This is a genomic window from Pantoea sp. M_9, from assembly GCF_008631385.1.
GTDB lineage: Bacteria > Pseudomonadota > Gammaproteobacteria > Enterobacterales > Enterobacteriaceae > Pantoea > Pantoea eucrina.
Genome location: NZ_VWUF01000003.1, coordinates 166,527 through 178,076, shown reverse-complemented (window position 1 = coordinate 178,076; position 11,550 = coordinate 166,527). Strand labels below are relative to the sequence as shown.

15 protein-coding genes are annotated in these 11,550 nt (G+C 58.9%); 4 read left to right on the top strand and 11 right to left on the bottom strand.

Going from position 1 to position 11,550, the window contains the following annotated elements; all coding sequences use genetic code 11:
• Positions 1-16: 16 nt before the first annotated feature.
• The 7 genes from F3I15_RS07655 to flgB form a co-directional block, all read right to left on the bottom strand.
• Positions 17-727 carry a flagellar basal body L-ring protein FlgH gene (locus F3I15_RS07655; RefSeq protein WP_039383804.1) on the bottom strand — a complete coding sequence of 237 codons (711 nt, stop codon included), beginning with the start codon at positions 725-727 and terminating at the stop codon, positions 17-19.
• A 61-nt stretch (positions 728-788) separates the two neighbouring features.
• Positions 789-1,571, bottom strand: coding sequence for a flagellar basal-body rod protein FlgG (gene flgG, locus F3I15_RS07650; RefSeq protein ID WP_039383803.1), 783 nt, complete (start codon positions 1,569-1,571; stop codon positions 789-791).
• A gap of 17 nt (positions 1,572-1,588) precedes the next feature.
• Positions 1,589-2,347: a flagellar basal body rod protein FlgF gene (locus tag F3I15_RS07645; RefSeq protein ID WP_039383802.1), complete on the bottom strand. Its 759-nt coding sequence runs from the start codon at positions 2,345-2,347 to the stop codon at positions 1,589-1,591.
• Positions 2,348-2,367: 20 nt separating this feature from the next.
• Positions 2,368-3,570 (bottom strand): flagellar hook protein FlgE, encoded by a 1,203-nt coding sequence (gene flgE / locus F3I15_RS07640; protein WP_150017325.1) that lies wholly within the window; start codon positions 3,568-3,570, stop codon positions 2,368-2,370.
• 25 nt (positions 3,571-3,595) lie between these two features.
• A complete protein-coding gene (gene flgD, locus F3I15_RS07635; RefSeq protein WP_071668728.1) occupies positions 3,596-4,267 on the bottom strand; it encodes a flagellar hook assembly protein FlgD in 672 nt (223 codons plus the stop codon).
• Positions 4,268-4,279: 12 nt separating this feature from the next.
• Positions 4,280-4,684, bottom strand: coding sequence for a flagellar basal body rod protein FlgC (gene flgC / locus F3I15_RS07630; protein WP_039383794.1), 405 nt, complete (start codon positions 4,682-4,684; stop codon positions 4,280-4,282).
• Positions 4,685-4,686: 2 nt separating this feature from the next.
• Positions 4,687-5,100, bottom strand: a complete 414-nt coding sequence (gene flgB, locus F3I15_RS07625) for a flagellar basal body rod protein FlgB (RefSeq protein WP_039383791.1) — start codon at positions 5,098-5,100, stop codon at positions 4,687-4,689.
• 152 nt (positions 5,101-5,252) lie between these two features.
• Here flgB and flgA point away from each other — a divergent pair, with 152 nt between their 5' ends.
• The 3 genes from flgA (at position 5,253) to flgN (ending at position 6,758) form a co-directional block, all read left to right on the top strand.
• Complete coding sequence (gene flgA / locus F3I15_RS07620; protein ID WP_150017324.1) at positions 5,253-5,912, top strand: flagellar basal body P-ring formation chaperone FlgA; 660 nt, start codon at positions 5,253-5,255, stop codon at positions 5,910-5,912.
• A 103-nt stretch (positions 5,913-6,015) separates the two neighbouring features.
• On the top strand, positions 6,016-6,321 hold the full coding sequence (gene flgM / locus F3I15_RS07615) for a flagellar biosynthesis anti-sigma factor FlgM (protein ID WP_150017323.1): 306 nt from the start codon (positions 6,016-6,018) through the stop codon (positions 6,319-6,321).
• A 5-nt stretch (positions 6,322-6,326) separates the two neighbouring features.
• On the top strand, positions 6,327-6,758 hold the full coding sequence (gene flgN / locus F3I15_RS07610) for a flagellar export chaperone FlgN (protein ID WP_108569241.1): 432 nt from the start codon (positions 6,327-6,329) through the stop codon (positions 6,756-6,758).
• Positions 6,759-6,805: 47 nt separating this feature from the next.
• Here flgN and murJ read toward each other — a convergent pair whose 3' ends face one another.
• The 4 genes from murJ to rimJ all read right to left on the bottom strand — a co-directional run bounded on the left by murJ (position 6,806) and on the right by rimJ (position 10,631).
• Positions 6,806-8,344: a murein biosynthesis integral membrane protein MurJ gene (gene murJ / locus F3I15_RS07605; protein ID WP_150017322.1), complete on the bottom strand. Its 1,539-nt coding sequence runs from the start codon at positions 8,342-8,344 to the stop codon at positions 6,806-6,808.
• A gap of 118 nt (positions 8,345-8,462) precedes the next feature.
• Entirely contained in the window at positions 8,463-9,383 is a 921-nt protein-coding gene (locus F3I15_RS07600) for a Gfo/Idh/MocA family protein (RefSeq protein ID WP_150017321.1), read from the bottom strand.
• A 1-nt stretch (position 9,384) separates the two neighbouring features.
• Complete coding sequence (locus F3I15_RS07595) at positions 9,385-10,020, bottom strand: YceH family protein (RefSeq protein WP_150017320.1); 636 nt, start codon at positions 10,018-10,020, stop codon at positions 9,385-9,387.
• A gap of 14 nt (positions 10,021-10,034) precedes the next feature.
• A complete protein-coding gene (gene rimJ / locus F3I15_RS07590) occupies positions 10,035-10,631 on the bottom strand; it encodes a ribosomal protein S5-alanine N-acetyltransferase (RefSeq protein WP_150017319.1) in 597 nt (198 codons plus the stop codon).
• 194 nt (positions 10,632-10,825) lie between these two features.
• On the opposite strand from rimJ, the gene grxB reads away from it, so the two are divergent.
• Positions 10,826-11,473 (top strand): glutaredoxin 2, encoded by a 648-nt coding sequence (gene grxB, locus F3I15_RS07585; RefSeq protein ID WP_150017318.1) that lies wholly within the window; start codon positions 10,826-10,828, stop codon positions 11,471-11,473.
• The last annotated feature ends 77 nt before the right edge of the window (positions 11,474-11,550 follow it).

Sequence of the window (11,550 nt, the reverse complement as noted above, 5' to 3'; positions counted from 1 at the left end):
TTTTCATCATAACCTCTTACATCGGCGAGATGTTCAGGAAGAAGCGCTGGAACCAGCCCATAGTCTGCGCCTCATTGATATAACCGTTACCTACGTACTCAATGCGCGCATCGGCCACCTGAGTAGAGAGCACGGCGTTGCTGGCACTGATGGTGCGCGGATTCACCACGCCAGAGAAACGAATAAATTCGGTGCCCTGATTGATCTCAATCTGTTTCTCACCCACGACGCGCAGGTTGCCGTTAGAGAGCACCTGATTCACGGTCACGGTGATGGTGCCGGTAAAGGTGTTGTTGGCGGTGGCGCCCCCTTTACCTGCAAAATCATTTTTGCCGCCGGCGCTCAGTGCGGCTTTCTCACCGCCTGCGCCCAGCAGGCCTTCCAGCCCGGTCGGCACGCCGGTTACGCCAAAGCTGTTGCTGCCATTGCGGTTAGCGCTGGCGGAGGAGCTTTTGCTCGCGCTGACGTTCTCCTGCAGCGTGATGGTCAGCGTGTCACCAATATTGCGTGGGCGACGATCCTCAAACAGCGGCTGGTAGCCGTAGTTCAGCGGCGCAACGCCCTGAAAAATAGAGCCGTTCACCACCGGTGGCGCAGACGGCGTAGGCTCTGCCGTGGTTACCCCTTGTACCAGTGGCGTGCGCGGCACCAGCGCACAACCGTTGAGCGTCAGTAGCAGCGTCGCTACTAACCAATGACCAGGCTTGAGAATCGCTTGCTTCGCCACGGAGTTCTGACCTTCTGTATGTTCTTAATCGGGCCAGCGGAGTGGCCCAACGATCCCGGCATTAAAGCTGGGTGAGTTTCTGCAGCATCTGATCGGAAGTACTGATCGCTTTGCTGTTAATTTCATACGCGCGCTGCGTCTGGATCATGGTCACCAGCTCTTCCGCCACGTTGACGTTTGAGGTTTCCACATATCCCTGATAGAGCAGGCCTGCGCCGTTCTGACCAGGCGTGCTCTCAGTAGGCGCGCCGGACGCCTGCGTCTCCTGATAGAGGTTCTCGCCGACGCTGTCGAGACCGGCATCGTTCATAAAGGTGCTCAGCGTGAGCTGACCCACCTGTGCGGGCTGCGCCTGCCCCTGCTGCGTCACCGTAACCACACCATCGCGGGCAATCGTAATACTGGTGGCGTTTGCCGGGATCGTGATACCCGGCTGTACCGGGAACCCGGCGTTGGTCACCAGCTGACCATTCTGATCCACCTGGAAAGAGCCATCACGCGTATAGGCAGAGGTGCCATCCGGCATCTGCACCTGAAAATAGCCCTGTCCGTTTACCGCCACATCTTTTGAGTTGCTGGTCTGCGACAGGTTGCCCTGGTTATGCAGACGCTCAGTGGTGACCGGGCGTACACCGGTACCGATCTGCAGACCAGACGGCAGCGTAGTCTGCTCAGAGGATTGCGCCCCAGGCTGACGCAGCGTCTGATACATCAGATCTTCGAAGACCGCGCGCGAACGCTTAAAGCCGTTGGTGCTGACGTTTGCCAGGTTGTTGGCAATGACGTCCATATTGGTTTGCTGTGCGTCAAGACCGGTTTTCGCGATCCATAAAGAACGAATCATTCTGTTTTCCTTACGCCTTAGCTGCTCATATTGAGCAGCTGATTAGCGCGCTGTTCGTTTTCATCAACGTTTGAGATCACTTTCATCTGCATCTCAAACCGTCGGGCGTTGGCGATCATATCGACCATGGTTTCAACCGGCTTGACGTTGCTGCCTTCCAGCACGCCCGGCATCACCTGTACCGTCGCGTCGTTAGCCAGTGCAGCACCGCGCTGCGCCTGGGTCGCCGCGCTGGGACGAAACATGCCGTCATCACCGCGCGTCAGCTCCTGCCCGGTGGCGCGCACCAGCTTGAGCCGGCCCAGCTGAACCGTGGCGTTAGGTGCATCGCCCGCATTGAGCGCGGTGATAGAGCCATCTGCCGCGATGGTGAGCTGTGCACCCTGCGGCACCGCAATCGGTCCGCCGTCACCCATGACGGGATTGCCCTGAATGGTCAGCTGACCGGTGGGGCTGATCTGCATATTCCCGTTACGGGTATAGGCTTCACTGCCATCGGCGGTGCGTACGGCCAGCCAGCCATCCTGCTGTACCGCCACATCCAGCGGACGCTCGGTGTAGTCGAGCGAACCCTGCGTCATATCGGCACCCGGCGTTGAGGCGGCTACCAGCGTGCGCGTTGGCAGAGACCAGCCGCTGACCGGCACCGCGCGCAGCGCATTCAGCTGCGCCCGGAAGCCCGGTGTCGAAGCATTGGCGAGGTTGCTGGCGGTAACAGACTGCTGCTCCATCGTCTGACTGGCCGCGCCCATCGCGGTATATATTGCGTGATCCATAAAGCAATCCCGTTAGCGTATTAACGAAGGTTAACCAGGGTGTTAAGGATCTGATCCTGGGTCTTAATGGTCTGGCTATTCGCCTGGTAGTTACGCTGTGCCACGATCATGTTCACCAGCTCTTTACTCAGATCGACGTTAGAGGCTTCCAGCGCGCCAGAGGTGAGGCTGCCGTAGGTGCCGGTACCGGCCAGACCGATCGCGGCCTGACCCGATGAGCTGGAGGCGGACCAGACGTTATCCCCTTCTGACTTCAGCCCTTCCGGGTTGGAGAAGCTGGCCAGTACGATCTGACCCAGCAGCTGGGTTTTACGGTTGGAGTAAGTCCCGCTGATGGTGCCGTCATCGTTAATGGTGTAGCCGGTGAGGTCGCCTGGCGCATAGCCATCCTGCGTCGGGTTACCAAAGTTGGTCGCGCCGGTGTTCTGCTGCAGGCTGCCCAGTACGCTCAGATCAACCCGCTGGTTCGCTGCGGCGCCGTTAGAGCCATCAATGGTCAGACGGATAGTGCTAGCGGAGGTCAGCTTGCCGCTGGTGTCAAAGGTCATCGTAAAGTCACCGGCGGCTTTACCGGTGGTAGAGTCGATCGCGTGCACCGCCCAGGTATTATCCGCGCTCTTGGCGTAGTAGAGATCCAGCGCATGATCGTTACCCTGCGAGTCATACACGGTCACGGTGCTTTTCGCGTTATAGCTGTCCACTTTGCTGGTATCAAACGGCGTGACGGTCGGGATCGCATCGGTTGAGTTCAGGTTTGACACCAGGGTCGCCGCGGTAGTGGCGCGCGCTGACATCTGCGTGGTGGGAATGCTCAGCGCAATCGGGTTCGCACCGTTCTGAATGGTCGGCGGGGTGCCGTTTGCCGGGTAGCCGGTCACTTTCATCCCCTGGGTGTTCACCAGGTTACGGTTTTCATCCAGCGTAAACTGACCGTTGCGTGAGTAGAACACGCCGCCGCTGGCGTCGGTCATACGGAAGAAGCCGTTACCGCTCAGCGCCACATCCAGCCCGCGGCTGGTTGAGGTGGTGGTGCCGTCGTTGAAGTTCTGGATCACCGCCGCCACTTTGGTTCCCATACCGACGTTAGAGCCTGCGAACATGTCGGCAAACGCGATGGTGCTCGACTTAAAGCCCGCCGTGGCGGAGTTGGCGATGTTGTTACCAATGACATCAAGGTTGCTGGAAGCAGCACCCAGGCCGCTCACCGCTTGTGAAAAAGACATGTAATCTCTCCTGCTAAGGGGTTAGTCAGAGAATCTGACGAATTTCATCGAGGGTCGCGGAGCCCATGGTGCCGAGATCCAGTTTTGCGGTGTTGTTCACGGTGCTGACGCCATTGACATAGGCGTAGTTCAGCGGCTGTGCCACCAGCTGTGTGCTGCCATTGCTGGCGGCGAGTGCTACAGAATATTTGCCATCTGGCGCGACGCTGCCGTCATCGAGCTTGCCATCCCAGGAGAAGGTGTGTACCCCTGCGGTCAGGCCGCCCAGATCGATGTTACGTACCACGTTGCCGTTGGCATCTTTAATGGTCACGCCGGTGCCGGTTGACGCCGTACCCAGCTCCACACCAAACGGCGTCGTGGTGCCTTTGCCGACCAGTACCTGATCGCCTTTGACCATCACGCCATGCCCAATCAGCGTTGAGCTCTGCAGTGACTGGCTGGTGCTGATCTGGCCGGAGATCGATCCCAGCGTGGTGTTCAGCTTCTCAATCCCGCTCAGGGTGTTGATCTGCGCCAGCTGCGTGGTGAGCTGGCTGTTATCCATCGGATTGGTCGGATCCTGATTCTGCATCTGCGTTACCAGCATGTTCAGAAACTGGTTCTGCAGCTCCTGCGCGCTGTTGCCGGTGCCGGCCGAGCCGGAACTCAGGATCGTCGGGTCGAGATTGTCTTTAATGCCTACGGTTAAGCTCATCGTATCTCTCCGTTACTGCCCGATGGTGAGCGTTTTCATCATCATCGACTTCACTGTGTTCAGGACTTCGACGTTGGCCTGATAGCTGCGCGACGCAGACATGGTGTTGACCGTTTCAGCCACCACATCCACATTGGGCATTTTTACGTAGCCTTTCTGATCGGCCATCGGATTGCCCGGGTCATAGACCAATTTTGCGGGCGTAGGATCGTTGACCACGCCAGCCACTTTGACGCCGCCGGTGGCTGCGCCCTGGGCGGCATTGGTCTGGAAAATAACCTGCTTTGCCACATAAGGCTGTCCATCCGGTCCGGTTACGCTGTCGGCGTTAGCCAGGTTACTGGCGCTGACGTTAAGCCGCTGCGACTGTGCGGTCATCGCCGAGCCGGCGATATCAAAAATATTCAGCAATGCCATGCTTATTGCCCCTGCAGTACGCTCATCATGCCTTTGATCTGGCTGCTGATGAGGGTGAGATCGGTTTGATACTTCAGGCTGTTATCGGCGAACTGCGTACGTTCGCGATCCATATCGACCGTGTTGCCATCTGCAGCGGGCTGGTCAGGAATGCGATACAGCAGATCCATCGCGGGCTGCGCCTGCGTTTGTGCTTCAATATGGCGCGATGAGGTCACATTCAGCGCCAGACCGCTGCCCTGCGCGCGGCCGTTCTGCATCACTTTGTTCAGCTGGCTGGCAAAGTCGATATCGCGCGCCTGATACCCTGGGGTATCCGCATTCGCAATATTTGACGCCAGAATCTCCTGACGCTGTGCACGCAGGTTTAACGCTTCGGTACCGAATCGCAGTGCGGCATCGAGTTTGTCGAGCATGCTTCCTCCGCGAATGAAAATTTTGAGCTGACAGCTTAATCGGGGGATTGCAAGGGCGATCGTCTGAATAACAGCAAAAATCACGGCTATTTTTACCCTTGATTTTTTTTTGCAGCGGGTAGACTCATCAGCAACTTTCAGTGGGAGGCGTTATGCGCAGAGCAACACATGGGCTGATTCTGGCGGTACTGCTGCTGGCGCTGCCAGGCTATGCAGCCGATCTGAACGCGCAGCTGACATCCTATTTTAAAGCGCGCGATCCGCAGCACGCCGCTGGCATGGTGGTCATTGTTCGTACCCCATCCGCACAGTGGCCCGCCTGTGAGACGCCGCAGCTGCAGCTGCCCGGTAACAGCCGCCAGTGGGGTAATCTGAGCATTGCCGCCAGCTGCGGACAGAATCGCCGCTATCTGCAGGTGCAGGTCCAGGTGACCGGTGACTATCTGGTCGCGAATCACCAGCTCACGCGCGGCACTGCCGTCAGCGCGGCTGATTTCAGAACGGAAACGGGCCGGCTCGATACGCTGCCGGCTCGCGCGCTGGTTGACGGCACGCATCTCGCAGAGGCGATTGCCCTGCGGGATATAGCGCCCGGTCAGCCGGTTACGGCTTCGATGCTGCGCCAGCCGTGGCGGGTTAAAACCGGCCAGTCGGTGATGGTCACGGCGAGCGGCGACGGCTTTAATGCCAGCAGCGAAGGCCGCGCGCTGAGCAATGCCGGCGTCGCGCAGACGGTGCGGGTACGTATGGGAAATGGTCAGGTGGTAAGCGGTCGCGTCGGCGAGGATGGGAATATTCTGATATCACTCTAAAGCGCTAAAGAACAGAGGTGTTCAGCCGATAGAGGTAACAGCTAAAATATAACCCTATGCCGATTCAGTGGGCGCATTCCACTGTACTTACAGGAGCCAAGCCATGAGCATCGACAAAACCCAACCGTTGAAACCGGTCAGCACGGTACAACCCCGCGACGCCAGCGACAACGCAGGCAGAGTCCGTCAGAACACCGCGCCGGCCGCCTCTGCTGTCAGTGAAAAGAGTGCTGAAGTCAGTCTGAGCTCGCTTCAGGCGCAGCTGAAGGAGCCCGGCAGTCGCGATATTAATACCGCTCGCGTTGAGCAGTTAAAAACCGCCATCCGCAATGGCGATCTGAAAATGGATACCGGCAAAATTGCGGATGCATTAATTGCCGATACCCGGAAATATTTAGAAGGCAACTGATCCCGATGGATAATCTGCTGACGACCCTGGATAAAATGCAGGATGTACTGGCTTCACTAACTCAGATCATTGAGGAGGAGCAGCAGCAGCTCGCAGCCGGGCAGGTTAACGGCAACCTGCTGCAGCGCATTACTGAAGATAAAGCCGCGCTGCTGACAACCTTAAATTATCTGGATGAGATGCGCCATAATACGGAGAAAACGCTCGGTATAGCGGCGCCCTATCGCGGTCAGCAGGATATCGCCCGGCGCTGGGCCACTATCGCGCGCGTCACGCAGCAGCTGCGCGACGCCAATCAGCATAACGGACTGCTATTGCAGCATCAGGTCGCGTTTACCCGCGATGCGCTGCAGGTGCTGAAGCCGCATCAGACCCAGGCATTTTATGGCCCGGACGGACGCGGACTGGGCCAGGCCACGCTGCGCAGCAAAGGCTGACGCCTTAGCCGCGACCAGGGCAGCCGGACTGCCCTGGCAATGCGCATTCAGGCGACGGTGCGGCGGGCAAAATCGCGCGGCCGGAACCCGAGCACGCCGAGCACCACAAAATAGGCTCCCCCGCCGACGGCACAGACCGCCGCCAGGCGCACCAGCCGCCAGCCCATCTCGCCCTGTTCCCATGCCGGCATCACCTGCAGCATGCCCAACAGCGCGGCGGCCATGACCGCGACCGCGATAAACAGGCGTAATAAAAAACTCATCCAGCCTGGCTGTGGCTGAAAAATATCCTGTTTGCGCAGCTGCCAGTAGAGCAGCGCAGCGTTGAGGCAGGCCGCCAGCCCAATCGACAGCGACAGCCCCGCGTGCTTCAGCGGACCGATAAACGCCAGATTCATCAGCTGCGTCATAATCAGCGTCACTATCGCTATCTTCACCGGCGTTTTAATATCCTGCCGCGAGTAGAATCCTGGCGCCAGCACCTTGACCACAATCAGCCCCATCAGGCCAACGGAATAGGCAATCAGCGCGCGCTGCGTCATTGCCGCATCAAACGCGGTAAATTTACCGTACTGAAACAGCGCCACCGTCAGCGGTCCGGCCAGAATGCCCAGCGCCACCGCGCAGGGCAGCGCCAGCAGAAAACAGAGGCGCAATCCCCAGTCCATCAGCCGTGAATACTCGGCCTGGTTGCCGCTGGAGAAGCTCTTCGCCAGCGACGGCAGCAGAATGGTCCCCAGCGCTACGCCCAGCACGCCGGAGGGGAACTCCATCAGGCGGTCAGCGTAGTACATCCAGGAGACGGAACCTGACACCAGAAAGGAGGCGAAAATAGTATTGATGATGAGCGAGATCTGGCTGACTGATACGCCGAGGATCGCCGGTCCCATCTGGCGCATCACGCGCCAGACGCCGGCATCGCGCAGATTAATGCGCGGCAGTACCAGCATACCTATCTTCTTCAGGTGCGGCAGCTGGTAGCCAAGCTGCAGCACGCCGCCCACCACCACCGCCCACGCCAGCGCCATAATCGGCGGATTAAAGTGCGGTGCGGCAAACAGCGCAAAGCCGAGCATGCTGATATTCAGCAGCGTGGGCGCAAACGCCGGAACCGAAAAGCGATTCCAGGTATTGAGGATCGCCCCCGCCAGCGACGCCAGCGAGATCAGCATAATATAGGGGAACGTCACCCGCAGCAGCGCGCTGGTAAGTGCAAATTTATCGGCGGTATCCGCAAAGCCGGGGGCTGTGATCATAATCACCCAGGGCGCGGCGAGCATGCCCAGTACCGTCACCACAGCCAGCGCCAGCGTCAGCAGGCCTGACACATACGCCACAAAAACCTGCGTCGCCTCTTCACCCTGCTTCGCTTTGTACTCCGCCAGAATCGGGACAAACGCCTGTGAGAACGCGCCCTCGGCAAAAATCCGGCGCAGCAGGTTGGGCAGCTTAAACGCTACAAAAAACGCATCCGTCGCCATCCCGGCGCCAAATACGCGCGCCACAATGGCATCGCGGGCAAAGCCCAGCACGCGGGAAAACAGGGTCATCGAACTGACCGCAGCCAGCGATTTTAGCAAATTCATAATGAAGGGTGCGTCCTGAAAAAGTCGGAAAAAGCGCCATGCAGCACGGGCATCCGCGATGCCCGGCGTTAGTCTACTGAGGTCGCGGCAAATGACCAGCATCGAGTGTTACAAGGCGTTATTCCCGCTCCACCTCGCGGATCAGTTTTTCTGTCAGACGCTGCGCCACCAGCGCCTGCTCGCCGCTGGTTTCAGGCATAGTCTGATTTTCCACGCAGCGGATAAAGTGATGCGCCGCGCCGGTAAAACCGCGCTGCGTCAGATGGCTTTGCCACGCAGGCGGCATCTCACGCAGCAGCCCGCGGCTGTTCTCCTGCTGCCAGTCGCGCATCTCCTCAATCTGGTAGTAGTCTCCGTCGCAGACCGCGGTGACCACCTCCCGCTGCGTGCCGGCGCGCCGGTGCATGCTGGTAGAGACCTGCAGCCCGCCGGCGCTGAAATGGTGCTCTGCGTAGAGCAGTGCGCCTTCATCTGTGGTCCGGATATGGCCATCACCCGGCTGCAGTTTGCCCCCCGCCAGCCACAGGGCGGTATCCACCACGTGCAGATAATCATCCAGCAGCGTAAAGCGCAGCCCCTGCGGCCCCACGCTATCCATGCGATGCTTTTCGATCCGCAGCGAGGCGGCGCGCGGCATTTCCTGCTTCAGCTGCTGATAGCGCGGGGCAAAGCGCCGGTTAAACGCTACCATGAGTTTGCGCTGGCGCTTTTCCGCCAGCGCGACCAGCGCTTCAGCCTGCTGCAGCGTCTCTGCCAGCGGCTTATCCACACAGACATCTTTTCCCGCCAGCAGCAGGGCCTGAACCACGTCAAAATGCGAGGCGGTGCTGCTGTGCACGAACACGGCGTCGCAGGCGGCAGCCAGGGCGTCAAGCCGGTCAAAACAGGCGATCCGATAACGAGCGCATACCGCCTCCGCCTTAACCTGATTGGGTGAAAATGCCCCCACCAGCTGCCAGCCTTCTGCCTGCGAGAGCACCGGCAGCCAGGCTTTCTGTGCAATTCCGCCTAAACCGGCAATACCAATTCGCAGCGTCATCTTAATGCTCCTGTGCCAGCAGCTGAGTCAGCTGTATCTGCAGTTCAGCCACCTGCTGCTCCAGCGCGGCAACCCGATAGCTGAGCTCCGCTTCACCAGCGGCGGGAGACGGCGAGCAGGCCGTCTCCTCTGCGGCCAGCAGGTGCCGGTAGCGACATTCGCGGCGGCCCGGCTCACGCGCCATTCTTGCCACCAGCGGTCCCTCCTGCCGGCTCATCAGCCCCTCCAGCGTCTGCTCGGCCTCACTGACATCGCTGAATTCATACAGCCTGCCGCTGCGGGTACGCAGCTCGCCTGGCGTTTGCGCCCCGCGCAGCAGCAGCAGGGTCATCACGGCGACTTCAGCGGCGCTGAGCTGCAGCTGACCAAACGCAGAGTTACAGAAGCGCTGCGCATATTTGCTGACCCGCTGGCTGGCACCGCTGGTAGCGGTGACCAGGTGTTTTTTAACCAGCTCATCCAGCTGCGCCTGCACCTCCTCTTCGCTGAGCGTCATAACCGGTTCACGGTTCGATTTCTGATTACAGGCGGCTACCACGCCGTTCAGCGACAGAGGGTAATATTCAGGCGTAGCGATCTGCTTTTCCAGCAGCGCACCCAGCACGCGTAGCGCCTGGGAAGAGAGCGCGATTTTCATGGATCCGTTTCCTTTTAAAATTGAGTGCGCTTGTCCGGCGTCCACGCATGCCAGGTCAGCGCCGTCAGTACGTGATCCTGCCAGCGGCCATCAATGAGCAGATAGTTTTTTGCATAGCCTTCCTGCTCGAAGCCGAGCCGTGCCAGCAGATCGCCGCTGCGCTGATTGTGCGGCATATAGTTAGCCATAATGCGGTGCATGCGCTGCTGTCGCTGCATATAGCGAATTGCCGATTGCAGCGCTTCAAACATCATGCCCTGCCCCTGCCACTTTTCGCCCAGCGAATAGCCGAGATAGCAGGCGTGAAAGGAGCCACGCAGAACATTGCTGAAATTTGCCACGCCGCGGATCTCACGCTCGTCGGGGTCCATCAGCACAAAGTAGAAAGCGGAGCCCTGCTTATGCAGATCGCCAATCAGGCCGAGCCGCGCCTGCCAGCCGGAGGGATAACAGTGGCTGTCATCGCGCACCGGCTCCCACGGCTTGAGGAACGCGCGGTTTTCCGCGTAATAGTCTGCCAGCCGCCAGGCGTCGCGTTCATGCACCAGACGCACCACCAGACGATCGGTCGTAAGCCGCACGCGCGGGCCTGCAGAGCGATAGCCAAACATCAAATCTCCTGAAATCCTTAGCGAAAGAGAGTGAAACGCCGCTGGCGTTTTCTTCACTATAACCGCCCCGCAGGCTGCGACACAACGTTGCTGAACAGGGGCAGGGTTTGCCCCTTCCACGGTTCTCTTCCATACTTCCGGCAGGATCGGAAAAAGGGTGAATCCCTCACCCGGAAAACCACAGGAGAAACGGGATGAAACTTTACATCTACGATCACTGCCCCTTCTGCGTCAAAGCGCGCATGATTTTTGGCTTAAAGAATCTGCCGGTAGAACTGGTGGTTATGCTCAATGATGACGAGACGACACCGGTAAAATTAATCGGCCAGAAAATGGCGCCGGTATTGCAAAAAGCGGATGGCAGCGCCATGCCGGAGAGCATGGATATTGTGCATTGGGTAGACAAACAGGATGGCGAACCGCTGCTGACCGGCAGAACCAATCCCGCTATCGCCGACTGGCTGCGCCACGTCAACGGCTATATTAATAAGCTTTTAATTCCGCGTATCGCCGATGCTGCTTTTGCTGAATTTGCCACCCCGGAAGCGCGACGCTATTTTCACGATAAAAAAGAGGCGAGCCTCGGTGATTTCGACGAGCTGCGTAAACACGCGCCTGGCCTGATCAAGAAGATCAGTGACGATCTGCGCCAGCTGGATCGCCTGATTGTGAAGCCCAACGCCGTTAACGGCGAGCTGTCAGAGGATGATATCAACCTCTTCCCGCTGCTGCGCTCGCTGACGCTGGTGTCCGGTATCGACTGGCCAAGCCGCGTCACTGATTACCGCGATAACATGGCGAAACAGACGCAGGTTAATCTGCTCTCTTCTATCGCCGCCTGAATGTTAAACCGGGAGGAACCCGTTCGCGGGTTTCTCATCTTATCTGATGACACCTCGCGCCGATTCAGGCAGGCTTA